Source organism: Ferrovibrio sp. (genome assembly GCF_964218355.1).
Taxonomy (GTDB): domain Bacteria; phylum Pseudomonadota; class Alphaproteobacteria; order Ferrovibrionales; family Ferrovibrionaceae; genus Ferrovibrio.
In genome coordinates, this window is sequence record NZ_CAXPMC010000019.1 from 279,555 (window position 1) to 302,158 (window position 22,604).

25 protein-coding genes and 3 tRNA genes are annotated in these 22,604 nt (G+C 66.8%); 22 read left to right on the forward strand and 6 right to left on the reverse strand.

The window, feature by feature from the left end; all coding sequences use genetic code 11:
* The first annotated feature begins 19 nt into the window (after positions 1-19).
* From ACEQZY_RS13960 to ACEQZY_RS13975, 4 genes are read left to right on the forward strand one after another with little or no spacing between them, the layout of a single operon-like run.
* Positions 20-1,801: a potassium/proton antiporter gene (locus ACEQZY_RS13960; protein ID WP_341704101.1), complete on the forward strand. Its 1,782-nt coding sequence runs from the start codon at positions 20-22 to the stop codon at positions 1,799-1,801.
* Positions 1,802-1,836: 35 nt separating this feature from the next.
* Positions 1,837-2,442, forward strand: a complete 606-nt coding sequence (locus ACEQZY_RS13965) for a 2-hydroxychromene-2-carboxylate isomerase (RefSeq protein ID WP_341704100.1) — start codon at positions 1,837-1,839, stop codon at positions 2,440-2,442.
* A 40-nt stretch (positions 2,443-2,482) separates the two neighbouring features.
* Positions 2,483-3,082: a DsbA family protein gene (locus ACEQZY_RS13970; protein WP_341704099.1), complete on the forward strand. Its 600-nt coding sequence runs from the start codon at positions 2,483-2,485 to the stop codon at positions 3,080-3,082.
* Positions 3,083-3,090: 8 nt separating this feature from the next.
* The gene (locus tag ACEQZY_RS13975) at positions 3,091-4,044 is read left to right on the forward strand and encodes a DMT family transporter (RefSeq protein WP_370155256.1); all 954 of its coding nucleotides are present in this window, start codon (positions 3,091-3,093) and stop codon (positions 4,042-4,044) included.
* Here ACEQZY_RS13975 and ACEQZY_RS13980 read toward each other — a convergent pair.
* Positions 4,029-4,814 (reverse strand): SDR family NAD(P)-dependent oxidoreductase, encoded by a 786-nt coding sequence (locus tag ACEQZY_RS13980; RefSeq protein WP_370155258.1) that lies wholly within the window; start codon positions 4,812-4,814, stop codon positions 4,029-4,031. The two genes, ACEQZY_RS13975 and ACEQZY_RS13980, sit on opposite strands and share 16 nt — an antisense overlap.
* Positions 4,815-4,975: 161 nt before the next feature.
* On the opposite strand from ACEQZY_RS13980, the gene ACEQZY_RS13985 reads away from it, so the two are divergent.
* The 11 genes from ACEQZY_RS13985 to ACEQZY_RS14035 all read left to right on the forward strand — a co-directional run bounded on the left by ACEQZY_RS13985 (position 4,976) and on the right by ACEQZY_RS14035 (position 16,370).
* Positions 4,976-6,583 (forward strand): carboxyl transferase domain-containing protein, encoded by a 1,608-nt coding sequence (locus ACEQZY_RS13985; RefSeq protein ID WP_341704095.1) that lies wholly within the window; start codon positions 4,976-4,978, stop codon positions 6,581-6,583.
* Positions 6,584-6,598: 15 nt separating this feature from the next.
* A complete protein-coding gene (locus ACEQZY_RS13990; protein ID WP_370155260.1) occupies positions 6,599-7,396 on the forward strand; it encodes an enoyl-CoA hydratase-related protein in 798 nt (265 codons plus the stop codon).
* A 13-nt stretch (positions 7,397-7,409) separates the two neighbouring features.
* Positions 7,410-9,428 carry an acetyl-CoA carboxylase biotin carboxylase subunit gene (locus ACEQZY_RS13995; RefSeq protein ID WP_370155262.1) on the forward strand — a complete coding sequence of 673 codons (2,019 nt, stop codon included), beginning with the start codon at positions 7,410-7,412 and terminating at the stop codon, positions 9,426-9,428.
* Positions 9,429-9,430: 2 nt separating this feature from the next.
* The gene (locus ACEQZY_RS14000) at positions 9,431-10,336 is read left to right on the forward strand and encodes a hydroxymethylglutaryl-CoA lyase (RefSeq protein ID WP_341704092.1); all 906 of its coding nucleotides are present in this window, start codon (positions 9,431-9,433) and stop codon (positions 10,334-10,336) included.
* 7 nt (positions 10,337-10,343) lie between these two features.
* Entirely contained in the window at positions 10,344-10,757 is a 414-nt protein-coding gene (locus tag ACEQZY_RS14005) for a DUF1489 domain-containing protein (protein WP_341704091.1), read from the forward strand.
* Between the two features lie 33 nt (positions 10,758-10,790).
* Positions 10,791-11,603, forward strand: coding sequence for a division plane positioning ATPase MipZ (locus ACEQZY_RS14010; RefSeq protein WP_370155264.1), 813 nt, complete (start codon positions 10,791-10,793; stop codon positions 11,601-11,603).
* Positions 11,604-11,769: 166 nt separating this feature from the next.
* Positions 11,770-12,762 (forward strand): TRAP transporter substrate-binding protein, encoded by a 993-nt coding sequence (locus ACEQZY_RS14015; RefSeq protein WP_370155266.1) that lies wholly within the window; start codon positions 11,770-11,772, stop codon positions 12,760-12,762.
* Between the two features lie 37 nt (positions 12,763-12,799).
* Entirely contained in the window at positions 12,800-13,366 is a 567-nt protein-coding gene (locus ACEQZY_RS14020; RefSeq protein ID WP_370155268.1) for a TRAP transporter small permease, read from the forward strand.
* Positions 13,363-14,652, forward strand: a complete 1,290-nt coding sequence (locus ACEQZY_RS14025) for a TRAP transporter large permease (RefSeq protein ID WP_341704087.1) — start codon at positions 13,363-13,365, stop codon at positions 14,650-14,652. Before ACEQZY_RS14020 ends, ACEQZY_RS14025 begins: the two co-directional genes overlap by 4 nt.
* An 89-nt stretch (positions 14,653-14,741) precedes the next feature.
* Complete coding sequence (locus tag ACEQZY_RS14030) at positions 14,742-15,494, forward strand: VWA domain-containing protein (RefSeq protein ID WP_341704086.1); 753 nt, start codon at positions 14,742-14,744, stop codon at positions 15,492-15,494.
* Between the two features lie 6 nt (positions 15,495-15,500).
* Positions 15,501-16,370, forward strand: a complete 870-nt coding sequence (locus ACEQZY_RS14035; RefSeq protein WP_370155271.1) for a DnaJ domain-containing protein — start codon at positions 15,501-15,503, stop codon at positions 16,368-16,370.
* A 346-nt stretch (positions 16,371-16,716) separates the two neighbouring features.
* Here ACEQZY_RS14035 and ACEQZY_RS14040 read toward each other — a convergent pair whose 3' ends face one another.
* Both ACEQZY_RS14040 and ACEQZY_RS14045 read right to left on the reverse strand, forming a co-directional pair.
* The gene (locus ACEQZY_RS14040) at positions 16,717-17,199 is read right to left on the reverse strand and encodes a DUF1772 domain-containing protein (protein WP_370155273.1); all 483 of its coding nucleotides are present in this window, start codon (positions 17,197-17,199) and stop codon (positions 16,717-16,719) included.
* A 95-nt stretch (positions 17,200-17,294) separates the two neighbouring features.
* Positions 17,295-17,369 (reverse strand) — tRNA-Thr (locus tag ACEQZY_RS14045).
* Positions 17,370-17,562: 193 nt separating this feature from the next.
* Here ACEQZY_RS14045 and ACEQZY_RS14050 point away from each other — a divergent pair.
* The 4 genes from ACEQZY_RS14050 to bfr all read left to right on the forward strand — a co-directional run bounded on the left by ACEQZY_RS14050 (position 17,563) and on the right by bfr (position 19,133).
* Entirely contained in the window at positions 17,563-18,123 is a 561-nt protein-coding gene (locus ACEQZY_RS14050; RefSeq protein WP_370155275.1) for a hypothetical protein, read from the forward strand.
* Between the two features lie 14 nt (positions 18,124-18,137).
* Positions 18,138-18,380 carry a bacterioferritin-associated ferredoxin gene (locus ACEQZY_RS14055; protein ID WP_370155278.1) on the forward strand — a complete coding sequence of 81 codons (243 nt, stop codon included), beginning with the start codon at positions 18,138-18,140 and terminating at the stop codon, positions 18,378-18,380.
* Positions 18,381-18,388: 8 nt separating this feature from the next.
* Complete coding sequence (locus ACEQZY_RS14060) at positions 18,389-18,514, forward strand: hypothetical protein (protein ID WP_341705591.1); 126 nt, start codon at positions 18,389-18,391, stop codon at positions 18,512-18,514.
* A 136-nt stretch (positions 18,515-18,650) separates the two neighbouring features.
* Positions 18,651-19,133: a bacterioferritin gene (gene bfr / locus ACEQZY_RS14065; RefSeq protein WP_370155280.1), complete on the forward strand. Its 483-nt coding sequence runs from the start codon at positions 18,651-18,653 to the stop codon at positions 19,131-19,133.
* A gap of 67 nt (positions 19,134-19,200) precedes the next feature.
* On the opposite strand, the gene ACEQZY_RS14070 is transcribed toward bfr, so the two are convergent.
* From ACEQZY_RS14070 to rlmB, 3 genes are read right to left on the reverse strand one after another with little or no spacing between them, the layout of a single operon-like run.
* The gene (locus ACEQZY_RS14070; RefSeq protein ID WP_370155283.1) at positions 19,201-19,935 is read right to left on the reverse strand and encodes a hypothetical protein; all 735 of its coding nucleotides are present in this window, start codon (positions 19,933-19,935) and stop codon (positions 19,201-19,203) included.
* Positions 19,919-20,683, reverse strand: coding sequence for an FkbM family methyltransferase (locus ACEQZY_RS14075; protein ID WP_341705594.1), 765 nt, complete (start codon positions 20,681-20,683; stop codon positions 19,919-19,921). Before ACEQZY_RS14075 ends, ACEQZY_RS14070 begins: the two co-directional genes overlap by 17 nt.
* Before the next feature lie 59 nt (positions 20,684-20,742).
* Positions 20,743-21,930 (reverse strand): 23S rRNA (guanosine(2251)-2'-O)-methyltransferase RlmB, encoded by a 1,188-nt coding sequence (rlmB, locus tag ACEQZY_RS14080; RefSeq protein WP_370155285.1) that lies wholly within the window; start codon positions 21,928-21,930, stop codon positions 20,743-20,745.
* A 147-nt stretch (positions 21,931-22,077) separates the two neighbouring features.
* Between rlmB and ACEQZY_RS14085 the strand changes: the two genes are divergently transcribed.
* The 3 genes from ACEQZY_RS14085 to ACEQZY_RS14095 form a co-directional block, all read left to right on the forward strand.
* Positions 22,078-22,163 (forward strand) — tRNA-Tyr (locus tag ACEQZY_RS14085).
* Positions 22,164-22,233: 70 nt separating this feature from the next.
* A tRNA-Gly gene (locus ACEQZY_RS14090) sits at positions 22,234-22,307 on the forward strand.
* A 171-nt stretch (positions 22,308-22,478) separates the two neighbouring features.
* On the forward strand, positions 22,479-22,604 hold a 126-nt coding region (locus ACEQZY_RS14095), incomplete at its 3' end, for a GTP-binding protein (RefSeq protein ID WP_370153578.1).

The following is a 22,604-nucleotide window of genomic DNA, read 5'->3' on the forward strand; positions in this document are numbered from 1 at the left end:
CCGACCCTAGGGAACCCGCTTGAACCAGGCCAACGAGATTCTTTTCATCGCGTCTCTGTTGGTGCTGGTCAGCATTTTTGCCGGCTCGGCCTCCAGCCGCTTCGGCGTGCCCTTCCTGCTGGTTTTCCTCGGGCTCGGCATCCTGGCCGGCGAGAACGGCCCCGGCGGCATCGTTTTCCGCGATTACCAGCTGACCTATGCCGTCGGCTCGGCGGCGCTCGGCATCATCCTGTTCGATGGCGGCCTGCGCACCCACTTCTCGACCGTGCGGCTGGTGGCCGGGCCGGCCTTCGTGCTGGCCACCGTGGGCGTGGTCGCCACGGCGGCGGTGGTCGGTGCGGCGGCGCATTTCGCGCTCGGCCTTGGATTGCTGGAATCCTTCCTGGTCGGCTCCATCGTCGGTTCGACCGATGCGGCGGCGGTGTTCTTCCTGCTGAACGTGAAGGGCATGGCATTGCAGAAGCGGGTCAGCGGCACGCTGGAGGTCGAATCCGGCATCAACGATCCGATGGCCATCTTCCTGACCATGATCTGCGTGGAACTGCTGCGGCTCGGCCAGCCGCCGGATATGGTCCATCTCGCCGTCCTGTTCGTGGCGCAGATGCTGGGCGGCCTGCTGGTCGGCCTGGCCGGTGGCTTCCTGCTGGTCGGCCTGTTCAACCGGGTGCCGGTGGCCGGCGGCCTCTACCCCATCGTTGCCATGGCCGCGGCGCTGCTGGTTTTCTCCGGCGCGCATTTCCTCGAAGCCTCGGGCTTCGTGGCGGTCTATGTGGCCGGGCTGGTGCTGGGCAACCGCCGGCATCGCGGCGCCCAGGTGATCCTGCGCTTCTTCGACGGGCTGAGCTGGCTCGGCCAGATCGTCATGTTCCTGCTGCTCGGCCTGCTGATGACGCCGAAGGACATGCAGCCCTACATGCTGGGCAGCGGCGTGATCGCCGCGGTGCTGATCCTGCTGGCCCGGCCGGTGGCGGTGGCGGCCTGCCTGCTGCCCTTCCGCTATACCCTGCGGGAGATCGGCTTCATTTCCTGGATCGGCCTGCGCGGTGCCGTGCCGATCTTCCTGGCCACCATCCCGGTACTGGCCGGCGTGCCGCATTCCGAGGCTTACGTCACGGCGGCCTTTGTCTGCGTCGTCGCCTCGCTGACCCTGCAGGGCTGGACCATCGGGCCGGTGGCCCGGCTGTTCGGGCTGGAACTGCCGCCGCCGCCCGAGGCGGCGCACCGGACCGATATCGACCTCGGTTCGGCGCTCGACCGCGACATCGCCAGCTACCGGGTCGAACCGGATGCCCCGGCGCTCGGTTACCGTTTCGCCGAACTGCCGCTGCCGCGACGCTGCCGCATCATCTCGGTGATCCGCGACGGCACGGTGATGGACCGCCAGAAGCTGGAAGGCATGGAGCCCGGCGATTACCTGCTGGTGCTGGCGCCGCCCGAGCAGTTCTTCTCGCTCGACCGGCTGTTCACCGCGCGCCGGCAGACCCGCGCGCAGCGCCGGCGCAAGGAACGCGGCGAGGAGGTGTTCGGCGAATTCGTGCTGGCCGGCGACACCCTGCTGGGCGAGGTGGCGGTGATGTACGGCATCCCGGTCGACGACAAGGACCGCAACGAGCCGGTGGGCGCCTATGTGCGCCGGCGCCTGCGCCACCGCGCCGTGGTCGGCGATCGCCTGCGTGTCGGTCCGGTGGAACTGGTGGTGCGCGAGATCCGCGACGACCGCATCACCTCCGTCGGCATCGAACTGGAACCGGAGGAGCATCCGGTGCTGCGGGGCTTCCGCCGCGCCTTCGGCTTCGACTAGACTGATTGCAACGATAAGAACCGGAGGACCCCGTCATGGCCGCCCCGCTGGAATTCTATTTCGACTTCTCGTCGCCCTACGGCTATATCGCGGCCCAGCGCATCGATGCCATCGCCGCCCGCCATGGCCGCAGCGTCGACTGGCGGCCGATGCTGCTGGGGGCCGTGTTCAAGGTCGCCGGCACCCAGCCGCTGACCCAGTATCCGCTGAAGGGCCAGTATTCGGTGCATGATTTCAACCGCTCGGCCCGCGAACATGGCATTGCCTTCAGCATGCCGGAAAAATTCCCGCTGCCGACCCAGGCGGCCTGCCGCGGCGCCTACTGGCTGAAGCAGATCCTGCCGGAAAAGGCTGTTCCGTTCATGAAGGCGGTCTATGCCGCCTATTTCGTCGACGGACAGGATATCTCGTCGCCGGAACAGCTGGCCGGCATCGCGGCCGGGCTTGGCATCGACAAGGCGAGCTTTCTGGCCGGCATCGAGAGTCCGGAGATCAAGGCGAAGCTGCGCGAGGTGACGGAAGAGGCGATCCAGAAGCGCGGGGTGTTCGGCTCGCCTTTCACCTTCGCCGACGGCGAGCCCTTCTGGGGCGCCGACCGCCTCGACATGCTGGATCGCTGGCTGGAAAAAGGTGGCTGGTAAGCCGCATCTCCGCAAAACAAGAAACAGGAGGACCCTCCCGATGGCCGATCCGATCATCTTCTACTGGGATTTCACGTCGCCCTACGCCTATATCGGCGCCAACCTGATCGAGGCCGTTGCGGCGAAGCATGACCGCAGTGTCGACTGGCGGCCGCTGTCGCTGGGACATCTGTGGAAGGCGATGCCGGACCGGGTGCCGTTTCCGAAATCGAAGATGGACTACATGGCCCATGACTGGGAGCGCTCGGCACGGCTGCACGGTCTGCCGATCGTGAAATATCCGGACCCGTTTCCCGCCGATGCCAAGCTTCCGCGCCTGCTGTTTTACCGGCTGAAGGCACAGGACCCGGCCAGGGCCGCCGCCTTCGCGAAGGCCGTGTTCCGGCAATACTGGGGCGAGGGGAAGGACATCGCGAAGCCGGAACAGCTGGCCGGAATCCTGAAGGCGCAGGGCATCGCCGACAGCGAGCTGGCGGCTGCGGCAGAGGATGGCGCGGCGCGGCAGGCGGTGATCGACGCCACCGCCGAGGCCGGCCGGCTGCAGGCCTTCGGCACGCCGACCTTCGTGGTGGATGGCGAGATGTTCTGGGGTTCGGACCGCATCGACCATATCGACCGCTGGCTGGCGCGGAAGGACTGACCGGCATCATGAATGCGGCACCCGCCGGCGGCCGGCCGCTGGCCACCCTGGGTCTGGTCGCCACGGCTTTGCTGTGGGGCGCCATGATTCCGATGACCCATGCGCTGGCCACCCGGTATTTCGATCCGTTCTTCGTCTCGGCGATCCGCTACCTGATCCCGGCGCCATTGCTGGTCGGCATGGCCTTCCTGTTCGACCGCGCCTCGCCGTTCCGGCCGCCGGTGCCGGTGGCCATGGTGCTGCGGCTGGGCGGCGGCATGGCCTGCTTCTCGGTTTTCTACACCATCGGGATCATGCTGTCCGAGCCGGTGCGGGCGGCCATCGCCATGAGCTGCGGCCCGCTGGTGGCGGCTTTGCTGACCCGCGCCATGCTGCGCGTACCGCTGGCGCGCGGCTTCTGGCCCGCGGCGGTGGCGGCGGTGATCGGTGCGTCGCTGGTGGCGCTGGATGCGGTGCGGCCCGGGGCCGGCAGTGCCGGCGACCATGGCTATGTCGGCGAGGCCCTGCTGGTGCTCGCCATGGTCAGCTGGAGCTGGTACTCGATCCGGGTGCAGACCTGGCTGGCGCCGCATGGCTGGAGCCAGATGCGCATCACCTGCCTGACCTCCATTGCCGGCGGCCTGCTGATCTGCAGCCTGTTTGCCATGCTGGCCGTATTCGACCCGTTGCGGCTGCCGCAGGCGATGCCGCCGGCACCGGCCATCGGTATGCTGGCCTGGGTCGGCATCGGCGGCGCGGGACTGGCCATCCTGTTCTGGAATTACGGCGTCAGCCATGTCGGCGTGCCGGTCGCCACATTGTATACCAGCCTGGCCCCGGTTTTCTCGGTGCTGGTGGCGGCCCTGTTCTTCGGCAGCCAGGTGACCCTGCAGCAGGTCGCCGGCGGGATTCTCATCCTCGCCGGCGTGGTGCGCATGCAGTGGCTGCAGATGCGGGCCCTGCGGGCTCAGAAAATCGTGTAGGCGCCGTCGATCAGGAAGCTGTCGCCGGTGTGATAGCTGCTGGCGTCGCTCATCAGGTAGACGGCGATGCCGGCGAAGTCGGCCGGCTGGCCCCAGCGGCGATGCGGGATGCGCGGCAGCACATTGCCGCTGAATTTCGGATCGGCGACGCCGCCTGCCGTCATCTCGGTCTCGATCCAGCCGGGCAGGATCGAATTGGCGGTGATGCCATAGCGCGCCATCTCGACCGCCAGAGCCCGGATCACCGAGACCATCGCGCCCTTGCTGGCGGCATAGGATTCGGCCCGGGCCGCGCCATGCACGGATGCCGTACTGGCCATGCCGACCAGCCGGCCGCCGGCCTTGTCGCCATCCTTTGCGCGTTCGACCATGTGGCGGGCGGCGGCGCGCAGGGTGAAAAAGGCGCCGTCGAGATTGACCGAGAGCACGCGGCGCCATTCCGCGGTGCTGAGTTCATGGAAGGCCGCCCGTTTCTGGCTGACCCCGGCATTGGCGAAGCAGCCATCAATGCGGCCCATGCTCTTGAGGGCGGTGCCGAAAGCATCCTCGACCTGCTGCTCGTTTGCGACATCGACCTTCTGCACCAGCACGCGGCGGCCATGGGCCTTCAGCTTCGCCTCGGCGGCGGCATTCTTGTCGGGATTGCCGCCCCAGATCACGAGGTCGCAGCCGGCCGCCGCGAGGCCCTCGGCCATGCCAAGCCCGATGCCGCCATTGCCGCCGGTTACCAATGCAACCTTGCCCTTCAGATCGCAGCTGCCGCCCGTCATGTTTCCTCCATAGTTTTTGTCGATGTTGCCGATAGATAGAGGAAACTAGCAGACCGTCGCCGGCTGTACAGTCTTTTGCCGGCGCAGGCCTTGCGGTGCCCCTGCGGCACTGGCATCTTCGCCCGGTCCTAGCCCGAGAACGAGAAGCAGAACGCCAGGCCATGAGCGCGCTTACCAGCCAACTCGATACCCGTTCGGCCGCCTTCGCCGACAACGCCGCGCAGATGCGGGCGCTGGTCGACGACCTGAAGGCGAAGGTCCGCCAGATCAAGCAGGGTGGCGGCGACAAGGCCCGCGAGAAGCATCTGTCGCGCGGCAAGATGCTGCCGCGCGACCGTGTCCGGACGCTGCTTGACCCAGGGTCACCTTTCCTCGAGCTCAGCCAGTTCGCGGCTTACGACATGTATGGCGGCGACATTCATGCAGCCGGTGTGATCACCGGCATCGGCCGGGTGCAGGGGCGCGAATGCGTGATCGTCTGCAACGACGCCACCGTGAAGGGCGGCACGTATTTCCCGATGACGGTGAAAAAGCATCTGCGGGCGCAGGAGATCGCCGCGCAGAACCGACTGCCCTGTCTGTATCTGGTCGATTCCGGCGGCGCCAACCTGCCGACCTGGGATGATGTGTTTCCCGACAAGGAGCATTTCGGCCGCATCTTCTACAACCAGGCCAACATGTCGGCAGCCGGAATTCCACAGGTCGCTGTCGTCATGGGTTCCTGCACCGCCGGCGGTGCCTATGTGCCGGCGATGTCGGATGAGTCGGTGATCGTGCGCAACCAGGGCACCATCTTCCTCGGTGGTCCGCCGCTGGTGAAGGCCGCGACCGGCGAGGTGGTCACGGCCGAAGAACTGGGTGGCGCCGATGTGCATGCCCGGGTCTCCGGCGTCAGCGACCATTACGCCATGAACGATGCCCATGCGCTCGGCATTGCGCGGCGCATCGTCGGCAATCTGAACGGCGTCAAGCAGATGACAGGCGACATCCGTCCGCCGCGGCCGCCGCGCTATGATCCGGCCGAGCTGTATGGCGTGATCCCGAAGGACGGCCGTATTCCGTTCGACGTGCGCGAGATCATCGCCCGCGTGGTCGACGATTCCGAGCTCGACGAATTCAAGAAACTGTATGGCACCACGCTGGTCTGCGGCTTTGCCCGCATCCATGGCTATCCGGTCGGCATCATCGCCAACAACGGTATTCTCTTTTCTGAAAGCGCCCTGAAGGGGGCCCATTTCATCGAACTGTGCTGCCAGCGCAACATCCCGCTGGTCTTCCTGCAGAACATCACCGGTTTCATGGTCGGCAAGAAGTATGAATCCGGCGGCATCGCCCGCGACGGCGCCAAGCTGGTCACCGCGGTATCCTGCGCCAATGTGCCGAAATTCACCGTCATAATCGGCGGTTCGTATGGCGCCGGCAATTACGGCATGTGCGGTCGTGCCTACAGCCCGCGACTGCTGTTCATGTGGCCGAATGCCCGCATCTCGGTGATGGGCGGCGAGCAGGCGGCGAGCGTGCTGGCCACCGTGAAACGCGATGGCATCGAGGCGGGCGGCGGCAGCTGGTCGAAGGAGGAGGAGGAATCCTTCAAGGATCCGATCCGTGCCCAGTATGACCGGCAGGGGCATCCCTATTATGCCTCGGCCCGCCTGTGGGATGACGGCATCATCGATCCGGTCGATACCCGCATGGTACTGGGGCTGGGCCTCAGCATGGCGCAGAACGCCCCGGCCGAGCCGACGAAGTTCGGCGTCTTCCGGATGTGAGGAGGAGGCAGCCCGATGACTGATGGCAGTGACATCGTCCTGTTCGAGACCGACAGCCGCGGGGTGGCGACCGTCACGCTCAACCGGCCGCAGATCCACAATGCCTTCAACGACGATGTCGTGCAGAGACTGGCCGCGATCTGGAGCGACCTTGCCGCCCGCACCGACATCCGTGTGGTGGTGCTGAAAGGTGCGGGCAAGAGCTTTTCCGCCGGCGGCGACCTCGACTGGATGCGCAAATCGGGACAGGCGACGGCCGAGCAGAACCGCGCCAGCACGATGAACATGGCGCGCATGCTGAAGGGCCTGAACGATCTGCCGCAGGCGACGCTGGCGCTGGTGCATGGCAACTGCATGGCCGGCGGCACCGGCCTCGCCTCGGCGGCCGATATCGTGGTGGCGGTGCAGAACACGAAATTCGCACTGACGGAAGTGCGGCTGGGCCTGACCCCGGCGACCATCTCGCCCTATGTGGTGGCGGCCATCGGCCCGCGCCAGGCACGCCGCTATTTCCTGACGGCGGAACGCTTCGACGCGACCGAGGCCTGCCGCATCGGCCTGGTGCACGAGACCGTGGCCGACGAAGCGGCGCTGGCTGTCCGCGGCGCGGAAATCGCCAGCGCCCTGCTGCAGGGTGCGCCGGGCGCCATCCGAGATTCCAAGCTGCTGGTCGGCCGCGTCGCCCATCGCCCGGTGGACGAAGCCGTGATGGAATTCACCGCGCAGAATATTGCTGACCGCCGCGCCAGCGCGGAGGGGCAGGAGGGGCTGGCCGCCTTCTTCGACAAGCGCAAGCCGAACTGGTCGGTGTAGGGAGAGCGTTCGCGTGTTCCGCAAGATCCTGATTGCCAATCGCGGCGAGATCGCCTGCCGTGTCATCCGCACCGCCAGGCGGCTCGGCGTTGCCACTGTTGCCGTCTATTCCGATGCCGATGCCGGCGCCCGCCATGTGGCCATGGCCGATGAGGCCGTGCATATCGGTGCCGCACCGGTACGCGAAAGCTATCTGCTGCCAGAACGCATCATCGCCGCCGCGAAGCTGACCGGCGCCGAGGCGATTCACCCGGGCTATGGATTCCTGTCCGAGAATGCCGGCTTTGCCCGCGCCTGTGCCGGGGCGGGGTTGACCTTCATCGGTCCGCCGCCCGCCGCCATCGAGGCGATGGGCCTGAAAGGCGCCGCCAAGGCGCTGATGGAGAAGGCGAAGGTGCCGGTGGTGCCGGGGTATCACGGCGACGACCAGATGCCGGACCTGCTGGCGAAGGAAGCGGCCCGTATCGGCTATCCGGTACTGATCAAGGCGGTGGCCGGCGGCGGCGGCAAGGGCATGCGCCGGGTCGACACCGAGAAGGAATTCGCGGCAGCGCTCAGCGGCGCCCAGCGCGAGGCGGCCAATGCCTTCGGCGACGACAAGGTTCTGCTTGAAAAATACCTGGTGAAGCCCCGGCATATCGAAATCCAGGTCTTTGCCGACACCCATGGCAATGCCGTGCACCTGTTCGAGCGCGACTGCTCGGTGCAGCGCCGGCATCAGAAGGTGCTGGAAGAGGCGCCGGCTCCCGGCATGCCCGAGGACATGCGCCGAGCCATGGGCGAGGCCGCCGTGGCGGCGGCGAAAGCCATCGGCTATGCCGGCGCCGGCACGGTGGAGTTCATCGCCGACGTGTCGGAAGGCCTGCGGCCCGACCGGTTCTATTTCATGGAGATGAATACCCGCCTGCAGGTCGAGCATCCGGTCACCGAGATGATCACCGGTCAGGACCTGGTGGAATGGCAGCTGCTGGTTGCCGCCGGCGGGCATCTGCCTCTGGTGCAGGATGATCTCGTCATCGACGGCCACGCTGTCGAGGCCCGCGTCTATGCGGAAGATCCGGTGAAGAATTTCCTGCCGTCGGTGGGGACGCTGGTGCGCCTGCGGGCGCCGGCCGAGGATGCCCATGTCCGCGTCGACACCGGCGTGCGCGAGGGCGATGCGGTATCGCCCCATTACGATCCGATGATCGCCAAGCTGATCGTCTGGGACCATGATCGTGCCGCCGCCCTGCGCCGGCTGCGGCAGGCACTGGCGCAGTACCAGATTGCCGGCGTGACCACCAATACGGCCTTCCTGATGGCGCTGGCCGGGCATCCGGCCTTTGGTGCGGCGGATCTGGATACCGGTTTCATCGAGCGGTTCCGTGCCGACCTGATCCCGCAGCCCGAGCCGGCTTCGGCACAAACCCTTGCGCTGGCCGTGCTGGCGGTGGTGTCGGGATACCGGGCCACGGCAGCGGCCCAGGCCGCGCGCAGCGGCGAGCGCTGGTCACCATGGGCCGCCGTCAACGGCTGGCGCATGAACGACACTGGTGCTGACGAGATTCATTTCCGCGACCGCGATACCGATGTGACCTGCCGGGTGGAGTATCTCGATGGCGGTGCCCTGCGTATCTTTGGGCTGGAACATGCCGTGGTCGCCGAGGGCGAACTGGCTGCCGACGGCACCCTGGACGCCGTGCTCGACGGCCGGCGCGTGCGTGCAGGCATCGTGCGGCAGGGCGAGGAGCTTGTCGTCCTGCTGCCGGGGCATACCCACAAGCTGACCGTGGTCGATCCGCGTCAGGCCGGCGAGGGCGAGGAAGGCGGCAGTGGCCAGCTCAATGCGCCGATGCCGGGTAAGATCGTGCAGGTGCTGGTCGAGGAAGGGGCGGCGGTCGAGAAGGGGCAGCCGCTGATGGTGCTGGAAGCCATGAAAATGGAGCATACCATTGCCGCACCGGCCGCGGGCAAGGTGGCGAAGATCGGCTTCCGGGCCGGCGACCAGGTGCCCGAGGGTGCCACCCTGCTGAGCCTCGAAGGCGAGGAATAGTCATGGCCATCCCCGGCCGCATCATTCTCTGGGAAGCCGGCCCGCGTGACGGCCTGCAGAACGAGCCCGGCGTGGTGCCGACCGACGTGAAGGTCGAACTGATCGACCGGCTGGTCGATGCCGGCGTCACCCATGTGGAGGCCACCAGCTTCGTGTCGCCCAAATGGGTGCCGCAGATGGGCGACCATGACGCGGTGATGGCGCAGCTGCAGCGCCGGCCGGGCGTCACCTACCAGGTTCTGACCCCCAACATGAAGGGCTACGAGGCCGCCCGCGCTGCCGGTGCGGAAGCCGTGGGTATCTTCGCCGCAGCCAGCGAGAGCTTTTCCCGGAAGAACATCAACTGCTCGATCGACGAGAGCATCGAGCGGTTCCGTCCCGTGGTCGAGGCCGCGAAGCGCGACGGCGTCAAGGTGCGCGGCTTCGTTTCGGTGGTGGTGGGCTGTCCTTTCGAGGGCGAGATCGCTCCGGCCCAGACTGCGAAGGTGGTCCGGCAGATGTATGACCTCGGCTGCGACGATATCGGGCTGGGCGACACCATCGGCGTCGGCACGCCGGCGAAGGTGAAGGCGATGATCGAGGCCTGCGCGGCACAGGTGCCGCTGGCCGCGCTGGGCGGCCATTTCCACGATACCTATGGCCAGGCTCTGGCCAACACGCTGGCGGCGCTGGAATGCGGCATTGCCCGTCACGATGCCTCGGTGGCGGGGCTGGGCGGCTGCCCCTATGCGCCGGGCGCCACCGGCAATGTCGCCACCGAGGATTTGGTTTATATGCTCGACGGCATGGGCATCGAGACCGGCATCGACCTGAAGAAACTGGTGCAGACCGCCTGGTGGATTTCCGACCGGCTCGGCCGGCCGCCGGTCTCGCGGGTGGCGCGCGCGCTGAAATCCAAGGTGATGTGAGTCTCCCGTGCCGGTTCATCTGCTGAAGATCGCCGTCGGCATCGAGAGCCTTGAGCATTTCCGCCAGCGCATGAAGGCGCGGCGCGGCAGAACCTTCACCCATTATACCCGCCACATGCCCAAGCGTGCCGGCGAGGTGCTGGATGGCGGCTCGCTCTACTGGATCGTCAAGGGCTATATCGCCGTGCGCTGTCCGATCGTCAGGCTGGAGGAGGCCGTGCTGGAGGACAAGGGGCCCCATTGCGGCATCGTCATGAAGACGGAACTGATTCCGGTGGTGCCGCAGCCGCGCCGCCCGCACCAGGGCTGGCGCTATCTGGAGGCGGAGGATGCGCCGCCGGACCTGGCCGGTTTCGGCAGGGGCGGCGCCGAAATGCCGGCCGAGATGGCGGCGGAGTTGCGCGCGCTGGGGCTTCTGTAATACCAAGCGGCCTTCACGCTTGGGGGAATCAGCATGGACGGTCCGGCGCGGGCCCGCATCATCGTCGTCGGCAACGAGAAGGGCGGCTCGGGCAAGTCGACCACCTCGATGCATATCCTGATCAGCCTGCTGCGCGAGGGCGGGCGGATCGCGGCGCTGGACCTTGATGGCAAGCAGCGCACCCTGACCCGTTACCTCGAGAACCGCACCGCCTTCATCGCCCGCAACGGCCTCAGGCTGCCGATGCCGGAGCATGCCGTGGTGGCAGAAAGCGACCTGCCCAGCCGGCCGGATGCCGAGGCCGACGAGGCCGCCCGTCTGGCGGCAGCCATTGCCGATCTGTCGTCCCGGCATGATTTCATCCTGATCGACTGCCCGGGCAGCGACACCCATCTTTCAAGGGCCGGGCATTCCTATGCCGACCTGCTGGTTACCCCGGTCAACGACAGCTTCATCGATGTCGACCTTCTGGCCACGGTGGATCCGGACAGCCTGAAGGTGCTGAAACCCAGCCGCTATGCCGTCATGGTTTGGGAGCAGCGCAAGCAGCGCTTTGCCCGCGACCGGCAGACTGTCGACTGGGTGGTGATCCGCAACCGGCTGTCACACCTGGATGCCCGCAACAAGCGCAATGTCGGCCATGTCCTGGAGGCATTGCAGAGGCGGATCGGTTTCCGGTTCCTGCCGGGATTGTCGGAGCGGGTGATTTTCCGCGAGCTGTTCCTGTCGGGTCTGACCCTGATGGACCTCGACCAGACCGGGGACGGGCTGTCGATGGCGCAGGCGGCGGCGCGCCAGGAAGTGCGGGCTCTGCTGCTTGGGCTGAACCTGATCACGGCAGACTGAAAAACAGGCAGTTTGCACCGCAGCAAAACAGTTTTGCCGCAGCGTCACAGGCGGCTTGCTGGCTTCGCGCGGTGCGGCTATGGTCAGCGCGAATTGGCCATGGGTGGCCGATCCAGGGAGCAGGCCCGGCGTACGAACCGGCCGGGACTTACAGGAGGAAACAAAAATGCGCATTCTTTTGAGCGGAATCGCCGCCCTTGGCCTTGCCATGGCCGTTATGCCGGCCGCGCAGGCCGAGCCGATCAAGATCAAGTTCAGCCACGTGGTGGCCGACTCCACCCCGAAGGGCAAGGGTGCGCTTGAGTTCAAGCGCCTCGTCGAGCAGCGCCTGCCGGGCAAGGTGGTGGTCGAGGTCTATCCGAACTCGCAGCTGTTCGGCGATGCCAAGGAAATGGAAGCCCTGCTGCTGGGCGACGTGCAGATCATCGCGCCGTCGCTGTCCAAGTTCTCGAAGTTCACTTCGAAGCTGCAGGTCTTCGATCTGCCGTTCCTGTTCGACGACATCCATGCCATCGACCGTTTCCAGAAGGGCAAGATCGGCCAGGGGCTGCTGACCTCGATGGAAAGCAAGGGCTATACCGGCCTCGGCTACTGGCATAACGGCATGAAGCAGATGTCGGCCAACAAGCCGCTGCGGGTGCCGGAGGATGCCAAGGGCCTGAAGTTCCGCATCCAGTCGTCGGACGTGCTGGAAGCGCAGTTCAAGGCGCTCGGTTCCAATCCGCAGAAGATGGCCTTCGCCGAAGTCTACCAGGCCCTGCAGACCGGCACCGTGGATGGCCAGGAGAACACCTGGTCGAACATCTATTCCCAGAAGTTCCACGAGGCCCAGAAATACATCACCGAAACCAATCACGGCGTGATCGACTACATGGTGGTCACCAACACCAAGTTCTGGAAGGGCCTGCCGAACGACGTCCGTCCGGTGGTCGAGAAGGCGATGGCCGAGGCGACCGTTTTCGCCAACAAGCTGGCTGACGACATCAACGAAGCCGACAAGAAGAAGATCCTGGAATCGGGCAAGACCGAGATCATCACACTGACCAAGGAGCAGGCCGCTCAGTGGCGCAAGGCGATGGCGCCGGTCTACAAGCAGTTCGAGCCGGAGGTCGGCAAGGACCTGATCGACGCCGCGCTGGCCTCGAACACGGCCGGCTGAGCATAACGGTACCGTCGCGCGGGGGAACGCGGCGCTCATGATCGAAAGACTCATGAACCGGCTGGAGGAGGGTCTGCTGATCCTCCTCCTTGCCGCCATGACGCTGCTCACCTTCTCGCAGGTGGTGCTGCGTTACGTATTCAACACCGGCTGGGGCTGGGCACTGGAAGCCACCACCTACATGTTCGGGTGGCTGGTGATGATCGGCATTTCCTACGGCATCAAGGTCGGCTTCCATATCGGCGTCGATGCCCTGGTCAAGCTGCTGCCCAAGGGCGGACAGCGGGCGATCGGCCTGGTGGCCGCATTGCTGTGTCTGGCCTATGCGGTGATTCTCACCATCGGCGGGTACAATTACTTCGACACGATGCACATGCTGGGCGTCGAGGCGGAAGACATCCCGCTGCCGCGCTGGATGCTGGTGATCATCGTGCCGATCGGTTTCGGCCTGCTCGGTTTCCGGCTGGCGCAGATGACCTGGCGCATTCTCACGGGACGGATCGGCGGCTTCAACCTCGGCGACGAGGCGGCCGAGGTCCTGCGGTCCAGCTTGACAGGCTCTGGCGGCCAGTCCGGCACTGATTCCGGCGGAGCCCCCCGATGAATACCGCATTCCTGTTCGTTGTGCTGTTCCTTCTGATGATGATGGGACTGCCGATCAGCATTTCGCTCGGCCTGGCCAGCGTGCTGACCATCCTGCTGTTCGCCCAGGATTCGCTGGCATCGCTGTCGCTGAAATTCTTCGCGACGATGGAATTGTACACATTGCTGGCGATTCCGTTCTTCGTCCTTTCCGGCGCCTTCATGACCACCGGCGGCGTGGCCCGGCGCATGATCAACTTTGCGATCAGCTGCGTCGGCCATACCTATGGCGGCCTGGCCATCGCCTCGGTGATCGCCTGCATGCTGTTCGCCGCGGTCTCCGGCTCCTCGCCGGCAACCGTGGTGGCGGTCGGCTCGATCGTCATCGCCGGCATGGTGCGCACCGGCTATACCAAGGAATATGCCGCCGGCGTGATCTGCAATGCCGGCACGCTGGGCATCCTGATCCCGCCGTCCATCGTGATGGTGGTTTATGGTGCTGCGACCGAGACCTCGGTCGGCCGCCTGTTCATGGCCGGCGTGATCCCGGGCGCGCTGCTCGGTCTGATGCTGATCGCGGCGGTCTACATCTCGGCGCGGATGCTTAAGCTGCCGCGGCAGGAGCGGCATTCCTGGGCCGAGCGCCTGCAGACCGGCCGCGAGGCGATCTGGGGCCTGATGCTGATCGTCATCATCCTCGGCGGCATCTATGGCGGCGTCTTCACGCCGACCGAAGCGGCGGCGGTGGCGGCGGTCTATGCCTTCATCGTCGCGGTCTTCATCTACAAGGACATGGGCTTCGGCCAGGTGCCTCATGTGATCCTCGAGGCGGCGAAGACCACGGTGATGCTGATGTTCATCATCAGCAACGCGTTCCTGTTCGCCCATGTGCTGACCACCGAGCAGATTCCGCAGGCGATCACCAACACCATCGTCGCCTGGGGCCTGCCGCCCTGGGCCTTCCTGATCGTGGTCAACATCCTGCTGCTGATCGCCGGCAACTTCATGGAACCCTCGGCGATCATCCTGATCCTGGCGCCGATCCTGTTCCCGATCGCCACCCAGCTTGGCATCGATCCGGTGCATCTGGGCATCATCATGGTGGTCAACATGGAGATCGGCATGATCACGCCGCCGGTCGGCCTCAACCTGTTCGTCACCTCGGGCATCACCGGTATGCCGATCCTGCAGGTGGTGCGGGCGGCGATGCCGTGGCTGGCGATCCTGCTGGTCTTCCTGATCATCATCACCTATGTCCCGGCGGTTTCGACCTGGCTGCCCGATCTGCTGTTCGGCCCGGCAACCTAGGCCCGGCTGCCGGGCGGCCGATTGCCGGCCGGTCTGGTTTCCCTCCTGTCGCCGCCTTATATTAACGGGGCGACAGGAGAAACCGGCCGATGGCGCAGTCCGAGGACAGGAACAAGGCTGACGACAGCAGGGATGCCCGCGACCTGCGGACCCGGCAGGACGGTGCCGTCTCGGCCGATGTGGCCGCTTTCCTTCGCCAGGTGGCGGCGGCGCCGAAAACCGCGCCGGGCGGCGGCCGAGGCCGCCTGATCTTCGCCATGGATGCCACCGCCAGCCGGCGCGCGACCTGGGACGAGGCGCAGCGCATCCAGGCCGACATGTTCGCCACCACCGCCGGGCTCGGCGGCCTCGATATCCAGCTGGTGTTTTTCCGCGGCCTGGGCGAATGCCGGGCCTCGAACTGGGTGTCCGACGGCCGTGCGCTGCAGCGGCTGATGCGGCAGGTGGACTGCGTCGGGGGCCATACCCAGATCGAGCGCGTGCTGAACCACACCCTGGCCGAAAGCCGCGACCAGAAGGTCAATGCCCTGGTCTATATCGGCGACTGCCTGGAGGAAGATCCCGACGACATTGCCAACCGGGCCGGCGATCTCGGCCTGCAGGGGGTGCCGATCTTCGCCTTCCAGGAAGGCCGCGATCCGGCGGCGGAAGCCTGTTTCCGCGAGGTGGCGCGACTGACCCGCGGTGCCTACTGCGCCTTCGACCGCTCCAGCGCCGCGGTCCTGCGCGAGCTGCTGTCGGCGGTGGCGGCTTATGCCGCCGGCGGCCTGAAGGCGCTGGAAGCCTATGGCCGCGATGCCGGCAGCAGCGAGGTCCGCCTGCTGATCGGCCAGCTGCGGTAAGCGTCGATGGTTGCCGCCTGGTTCGCTCTCGGCACCATCGGCCTGCTGCTGCTGCTGGGCGCCGGCCGCGCCTTCGTCAATGCCGATCCGAAAGTTCTGGCGCGCGGCATCCGCATCGGCGGCGCCGTGATCTGCGGCGGGCTGGCGCTGTTCTTCCTGGTGCGCGCCCGTTTCGACCTGGCCATGCTGTTCGGTGCCGGTGCCGGCGGCGCGCTGGGTTTCTGGCCGCGCGGCCTGTCGCCATTCGCCGGACTGGCGGGTCTGTTCGGCAGCCTGTTCGGCGGCAGGCGGGGCGGCGCCAGCAGCTGGAACCGCGCCCGCACGGCACCCCCGGGCGGCGGGGCGGGCAGCGGCGGCGCGCAGACTGCCGGCAGCCAGAATGCTGGCGGCGGCAGCCGGGCATCCTCGGCCGACCGCTCGACGGTGGAAACCGCCTGGCTGCGCATGACCCTCGACCGTGCCACCGGCCAGATGGATGGCGAGGTGATGCGCGGCCGCTGGATCGGCCGGCGGCTGTCGGGGCTGCAATTCCCCGACATCGTCGCCCTGATGCAGCGCTGCGACGCGCAGTCGGCGGCCCTGCTGGAGGCGTATCTCGACCGCAGCGGCCCGGCCGACTGGCGCGAGCAGGCGGCGGCCATGGCCGCCGCCGGCGATACCGGGGCCGGTAGTGGTGGTCGGCAGGCCCCGCCGGCCGGCAGCGGCATGAGCCGCGAGCAGGCCCTGGACGTGCTGGGCCTGCAGCCGGGCGCGACACCTGACGAAATCCGCGCCGCCCATCGCCGGCTGATGAAGCAGGTGCACCCCGATCAGGGCGGCTCGACATGGCTGGCCGCGCAGATCAACCGCGCGAAAGACGTGCTGCTCGGCGAATAGCCGCCGGCTTCAGGGTTAACCCGCTGGAATTACAGGACCGGTTGCCGACGAGTGTGGCCAGTTGCGAGCCAATTGCAGCCCATTCCGTCCCATTCGATGCCAATTCCGGCCAATGCGCGCCAATCGGATGCCAGTTCGTGCCAATCGGATGCCAGTCCGCGCCCATCCGGTCCGGTGGAATGCCGGTTCCGGCCACCTGCCGCCCGCCTGCGGCGGAAGGGGTGAAGATCAGGCAGATTCACGATGGGCAGGAGCAGGAATGAACATATAAGGAACATTTACCCGGAAGTCAAGAGGGCCGAATGGCAGGAGGGCCGAATCGCAGGAGGGGGTGTCGGGCGGCAATTCAGGCCGCCGCCAGCGCCAGCATCCAGCAGGCCATGGCGGCGAAGCCCAGCAGGCTGCGCAGGTGGTTCCACTGCACCCAGCGGCGGAGATACAGCTGCCACAGCGTGGCCCCGTCCCCGCTGCCGGGCTGCGCGACGGCCAGCCGGTCGTTCAGCGGCACATTGCCGATCACCGTCACCAGCACCGGGCCGGCCAGATAGAGCAGGACGGCGGCGAGCAGCCAGCCGGCCTCAGGCCGACCCAGCCACCAGCCGCCAGCGGCCAGCCCGAGGCCGAGCAGGGCGCTGCCGAACAGGGCCAGCATGAAGGACGGCCGGATCGCCGTGATGTTGATCGCCTGCATCGCGGCGATGCCCTGCGGCGCCGGCAGCCGTGCCAGCCCCGGCATCACGAAACTGGAAAAGGCGAACAGCGATCCGGTGGCGGCGCCGCTGCCCAGCACGGCAAGGATGATCAGGGCAGGAAAAGCCTGGTCGGTCATGGCGGTCTCCGGTCCGGGCGAAGCCTGGTGCCTTTTCGGTCCGCCCGGCGATCTCGCCTGCGGGCGCGGGGCGGCGCCCGCCGGGGGCGGGCAAATGGTGCCGGATGAGGGGATTGAACCCCCGACCTTCGGTTTACAAAACCGCTGCTCTACCGCTGAGCTAATCCGGCATCGGCCGTAACGGCGCGGGTGTCTGGCACCGGCGCCTGTTTACGGGAGCCGGCCGCCGAGGGCAAGGGCGGCCTCCGGAAACAGGCGGGGCGGCGTCGGCCGGATGCGGCAAAAGGGCGCTTGATAATCATTCTCAAGTCCGCTACATCTGGTTCTGCGAATGATTTGCAGGACGGGTTGTCAGGACGGGCGATGTCTGAAGCTTTCGATGCCGGATTGCGGGATGACGGGCAGGATGCCGGGGCCGGCGAGGCCGCCGCCGGCGGTGCCTGGCCGACCAGCGTGCAGGAACTGACCGATGGCGAACGGCTGGTGGTCTGGGCCTTCCGCCGCTGGGTTTCCGGTCCGGACCAGCAACTGCCGCTGCTGGCGCGCGAATTCGACCGCCAGTTCCGCCGCCCCGATGCCCGGCCGGCGCTGGCCGAGTTCGATGGCGCGCTGACCGCGCTGAGCCGCCATGCCCGCCGCACCATCGTGCATCACCAGCCCTGCTGCGCCTGCCTCGGTGCCGACGAGGTCTGCATCCTTTCCATCGTCGCCGCCCTGCAGGCCCATGTGCCGGCGGCGGCCCGCGCCATGGCCCTGTGGCTGATCCGCCAGGGCGGCGCCGATGCCTTCCTGACGCAGCTGGACGGCTTCGCCATGCGCCTGACCGCCAGCGGCCTCGACCTGCCCTACCGCGTCCGCCGCCGCACGCCGGCAGCGGCTGCCGCCCGCACGGCGGCGCGGCCGGCGCTGGCCCTGCTGCATTAAGGGGAGGGGCGGCGATGTATGTCTGTCTCTGCCACGGCTTCACCGACGGCGATGTGCGCGCGGCGCTGGATGGCGGCTGCCGCTCGGTCGCAGCCGTCTACCGCACGCTGGCCGACCGGCCGCAATGCGGCAAATGCGTGCCCGATGTGCGCGGCATGGTGAACGAGCATCGCGCGCGCTGCGGCGGCGCTTCCGCGTCCGGCGGCTGTCACGGCCTGGCAGCGCCGGCGGTGGCGCAGTCCGAAGTGACGGCCTGACGGCAGCCATGGGTGTCGTGCTGGTCTGCCTGACCTGCGCCGCCACCGTGGCCGGCCTGCTGGTCAAGCTGCATCTGATGCGCAAACTCACTGCACATGAAAGCCGCTTGCAGGACACAGCCGGTCCGGCCTGACTTTTTGCGCTTTTCTTTGCGAGTGATTTGTAATCACACGCTTTTCTGTTGAGCCTGCCACTGGCGGGGCGTAAGCCTCACGTCAGCGCGTCGCTACGATTCCGTACGACCGACCGACGGTTCAGGAGGCTTGGCCATGAAGGGCGACAAGAAGGTGATCCAGCATCTCAACGGGGTGCTGAAGAACGAACTGACCGCCATCAACCAGTATTTCCTGCATGCCCGCATGTGGAAGAGCTGGGGCTTCGAGCGGCTCGGCCATCACGAATACAAAGAGTCGATCGAGGAGATGAAGCACGCCGACAAGATCATCGAGCGCGTGCTGCTGCTGGAAGGCGTGCCCAACCTGCAGGATCTCGGCAAGCTGAAGATCGGCGAGACGGTGCCGGAAGGCCTGTCGGCCAATCTCGACCTCGAGCGCAAGGGCCGCGGCGACCTGATCGCCGCCATCGCCCATTGCGAGAGCGTGCAGGATTACGTCAGCCGCGAAATCCTGACCGACATCCTCGACGACACCGAGGAACATATCGACCATCTGGAAACCCAGCTCGACCTGATCGAGAAGGTCGGCCTGCAGAATTACCTGCAGTCGCAGATGGGCGAGGGCTCGGCGTCGTAACCGCGAGGGCCGGCCGGCTTACTGTCCGCCGGCCCTCTGCCTGCCAGGTTTCTGTCCCGCCAGATTTCTATTCGCCCGGGAAGCCGGTCTTCAGGTCGAACAGCAGCAGGTCGCGCAGCGCGTCCGGCTGCGTCACCGGCTCGACGCCGTGGAAGCTGCGCTTTGTCTGCGGGAAGGCGACCAGGGTGTTCGGCAGATAGGGCATGGTCGCCACCAGATCGAAATTCTCGAAGGGATGATGCGGCCCGCCGAGGCAGGTGAAGCCGCGGTCCTTCGGAATATAGGCCGAGGTGCCCAGTGCGGCCCGGCGGTCGTCGGACGGCAGGTAGAACAGCACCGAGACCATCTTGCGCGGGCTGTCGGTATGCGGGCCCAGCGAGTAGGTGGTGGTGTCCCGCATCAGGAACATCTCGTTGTAGAGCCGCAGGTCGCCGAAGCCCATCTTGTGATCGGCCAGCTTCTCGGTCATCGCGGCGCGGAACACATGCGCCCACATGGCGCTGAATTCGGAATCGCGGAAGGTCTTGAACAGGCTGCGCCAGAAGGCCTTGCTGTCTTCCGGTGCCGGCGTGGCGTCCAGGGTTTGCGGAAACAGGCAGGCACGGGCGCCGCTGTAATCCTTGCCGACGCGGCCGGTATCGACGAGGCGGGTGAAGCAGTCGTCGGCCAGCCGGTGGCGCTGGATCTCGGCATAGAAATCCTGCGGGAAGATGTCGGGCACGCAGATATGCGGAAACGGCCACAGACGCAGCGGCGCGTTCATGACCTTGTACATCACCTGCAGCTTAGCGGCGGAAAACATATTCACCGACCCCCTCGAAATAGCCGTCCGTGCGGGCGGCGCGGGCCACCTGTTCCGGATCGTGGCGGAAGCCCAGCGCCGCCAGGTGGTCGATAATCCAGCGGTGTTCGGCAAGATGCGGGTTGATCTCGATCAAGAGCGAGGCCACGGCGGGGTCCTGCAGGGTCTTTTCCGCGCCCCGGATGATCTTGTGCTCGATGCCGTCGACGTCGATCTTGATGAAATTCGGCACCGGCACGGTGCCGCTGGCAACCAGGCGGTCGATGGTGGTGGCGAAGCAGCCCTGGGTGAAGGGGCTGGCCTTCTCCTGGAGATAGGGATCGACCGACTCGCCGAAGGAATGGCAGGAGGCGCCGGCCTGGAACTGCGACAGATAGAGGCGGTCGAAGGATTCGACATCGGACAGCGCGGCGCTCCAGGCGATGACGCGGTCGCTCAGCTTGTTGGCGACGATGTTGCGGCACAGCGTGGCATAGTTCTGCGATTCCGGCTCGAAGGCATAGACCCTGGCCTCGCGCACGACGGCGGCGTAGACGGAATACATGCCGACATTGGCGCCGGCATCGAGCAGGATCGCGCCGGCGGGAAAGCTGTCCAGCCACTCGATGGTGCTCGGTTCCTTGGAGAACAGCGACTGCACCCGCCACAGGCAGGACGTGTTGGGCGTCACGTAGGTCAGCTTGCGGCCGTCCCGCGTCACCGTGGCGACGGGGAACAGCTTTTCGTATTCCTGCAGGGTGATCGACATGGGGCCGCCCGGACGAGAAAAAACCGTACCAGTCTCAGGCTACAACACTTACCAAGTCTTTAAAACGCAGCCCCCGCCGGCCCGGCTCCGGCCCCGTCACGCGCGCATTCATACAGCGCCACGGCGGCCGCGGCAGCGACATTCAGGCTCTCGACCGCGCCGCTCATCGGCAGCCGGGCGAGGAAGTCGCATTTTTCGCGGGTCAGGCGGCGCAGGCCCTCGTCCTCGGCGCCCAGCACCAGCGCGCGGCGGCGGATGCCGGCGACCGCCGCGGCCAGGGTCCTGTCGGTTTCCATCTCCAGGCCGATCCGCCAGAAGCCGTATTCGGCCAGCAGGTCCAGCGCCCGGGCGAGGTTGGTCACCCGGATCAGCGGCACGATCTCCAGCCCGCCGGAAGCCGCCTTGGCCAGCGCTCCGGTCGTTTCCGGCGCATGGCGGTCGGTGACGATCACCGCACGGGCGCCAAAGGCGGCGGCCGAGCGCAGGATGGCGCCGACATTGCGCGGGTCGGTCACGTGATCGAGCACCAGCACGGTGTCGCCGGTGCCGTCTTCCGGCTCCGCTGCCAGGGATTCGACGCCCGGATCTTCCAGCGGGTCGGCCAGCAGGGCGATGCCCTGGTGCACGGCGCCCGGCGGCAGCAGGCTGTCCAGCCGGGTGCGGTCGACCGTTTCCGGCTGCGGCTGGGCCGGCAGATCGGCTTCCAGGTCGGCCAGCAGCCCGGTCCGGGCCTCCTGGGTCACCAGCAGCCGGCGCAGCGAACGGGCGGGATTCTGCAGCGCGGCAAGACAGGCATGCCGGCCATAGAGCCAGACCGGCAGGTCGGGCCGGTTGCCGCCATGGCGCGGCGGCCGGGCGGGCCGCGGCTCGGCTTCGCCGCGGCGATCCGGCCGGGCCCCGTGGGCTGCCTGGGGGCCATGGTGGCTGGCACGCGGGCCGGGGCGGCCGTCGTGACGGCCATCCAGGCGGCCATCCGGGCGGCTGTCAAAGCGGGTTTCGGCGCGGTTCTCGGGGCGCTTTTCCGGGCGGCCGGCGGCGGGGCGGCGTTCGTCGCGGCCGGCGGCGGCCCGGCCGGGCTTGCCTCCGGCCTGTCCCGGTCGGCCGGCGGTTTTGCCAGGAGCTTTTCCGGCGGCTTTTCCGGGCGCCTTGCCGGCGGCCTGGCTCCGGGCAGGGCCCCGGGCAGGGCCCTTGTGGCCGGGTTTCGGGGGGTGGTGGGGGCTACGGCCATCCGGCTTGCGTCTGCGCATGGCGGTCCTTATAATGCGCGCCGGTGAAAGCAACAACATTGCCGACCGGACTTCATTTTTTCGAAGAAACGGGGGGCGATGAGGGGGCTTTTGTCGCGTTTTTCCATTGACTGTCGGTAATCCCTTCGGTAATCGGGGGGCCCGGTTGGAGGGGTGCCCGAGTGGCTAAAGGGGACGGACTGTAAATCCGTTGGCGTACGCCTACGCTGGTTCGAATCCAGCCCCCTCCACCATCGACCGCCGACCGGAAAGTGCTTATGCACCAGAGGGTTGGCGGATAGTCTTCGGAAGTAACGTAAAGCGGCGGGTGTAGCTCAGTGGTAGAGCCCCAGCCTTCCAAGCTGGTTGCGAGGGTTCGATTCCCTTCACCCGCTCCAGCTTGCCGGGCGGAGCATGCTGCAGAGCGTGATTCGCCCACGGTGTCACGGTGACGCAGGCAGGCGCTGAGGCAGCGCCGCGGCGCCGGGTACCGGACCCGTCAACCAGGAACGGCCGCAAGGCCGGCAACGAGCAGTCGGTAACAGCAGGTCGGATAACAGGACAGAGCGATGGCCAAGGCAAAGTTTGAGCGTAACAAACCGCATTGCAACATCGGGACGATTGGTCACGTTGACCATGGCAAGACGTCGCTGACGGCTGCGATCACGAAGATTCTTGCGGAGACTGGCGGCGCG

Coding starts and splice junctions, on each gene's coding strand:
- ACEQZY_RS13965 (WP_341704100.1), top strand. CDS start 1,837: ATGGCCGCCCCGCTGGAATTCTATTTCGACTTCTCGTCGCCCTACGGC.
- ACEQZY_RS13970 (WP_341704099.1), top strand. CDS start 2,483: ATGGCCGATCCGATCATCTTCTACTGGGATTTCACGTCGCCCTACGCC.
- ACEQZY_RS13975 (WP_370155256.1), top strand. CDS start 3,091: ATGAATGCGGCACCCGCCGGCGGCCGGCCGCTGGCCACCCTGGGTCTG.
- ACEQZY_RS13980 (WP_370155258.1), bottom strand. CDS start 4,814: ATGACGGGCGGCAGCTGCGATCTGAAGGGCAAGGTTGCATTGGTAACC.
- ACEQZY_RS13985 (WP_341704095.1), top strand. CDS start 4,976: ATGAGCGCGCTTACCAGCCAACTCGATACCCGTTCGGCCGCCTTCGCC.
- ACEQZY_RS13990 (WP_370155260.1), top strand. CDS start 6,599: ATGACTGATGGCAGTGACATCGTCCTGTTCGAGACCGACAGCCGCGGG.
- ACEQZY_RS14000 (WP_341704092.1), top strand. CDS start 9,431: ATGGCCATCCCCGGCCGCATCATTCTCTGGGAAGCCGGCCCGCGTGAC.
- ACEQZY_RS14010 (WP_370155264.1), top strand. CDS start 10,791: ATGGACGGTCCGGCGCGGGCCCGCATCATCGTCGTCGGCAACGAGAAG.
- ACEQZY_RS14015 (WP_370155266.1), top strand. CDS start 11,770: ATGCGCATTCTTTTGAGCGGAATCGCCGCCCTTGGCCTTGCCATGGCC.
- ACEQZY_RS14020 (WP_370155268.1), top strand. CDS start 12,800: ATGATCGAAAGACTCATGAACCGGCTGGAGGAGGGTCTGCTGATCCTC.
- ACEQZY_RS14025 (WP_341704087.1), top strand. CDS start 13,363: ATGAATACCGCATTCCTGTTCGTTGTGCTGTTCCTTCTGATGATGATG.
- ACEQZY_RS14030 (WP_341704086.1), top strand. CDS start 14,742: ATGGCGCAGTCCGAGGACAGGAACAAGGCTGACGACAGCAGGGATGCC.
- ACEQZY_RS14035 (WP_370155271.1), top strand. CDS start 15,501: ATGGTTGCCGCCTGGTTCGCTCTCGGCACCATCGGCCTGCTGCTGCTG.
- ACEQZY_RS14040 (WP_370155273.1), bottom strand. CDS start 17,199: ATGACCGACCAGGCTTTTCCTGCCCTGATCATCCTTGCCGTGCTGGGC.
- ACEQZY_RS14050 (WP_370155275.1), top strand. CDS start 17,563: ATGTCTGAAGCTTTCGATGCCGGATTGCGGGATGACGGGCAGGATGCC.
- ACEQZY_RS14055 (WP_370155278.1), top strand. CDS start 18,138: ATGTATGTCTGTCTCTGCCACGGCTTCACCGACGGCGATGTGCGCGCG.
- ACEQZY_RS14060 (WP_341705591.1), top strand. CDS start 18,389: ATGGGTGTCGTGCTGGTCTGCCTGACCTGCGCCGCCACCGTGGCCGGC.
- bfr (WP_370155280.1), top strand. CDS start 18,651: ATGAAGGGCGACAAGAAGGTGATCCAGCATCTCAACGGGGTGCTGAAG.
- ACEQZY_RS14070 (WP_370155283.1), bottom strand. CDS start 19,935: ATGTTTTCCGCCGCTAAGCTGCAGGTGATGTACAAGGTCATGAACGCG.
- ACEQZY_RS14075 (WP_341705594.1), bottom strand. CDS start 20,683: ATGTCGATCACCCTGCAGGAATACGAAAAGCTGTTCCCCGTCGCCACG.
- rlmB (WP_370155285.1), bottom strand. CDS start 21,930: ATGCGCAGACGCAAGCCGGATGGCCGTAGCCCCCACCACCCCCCGAAA.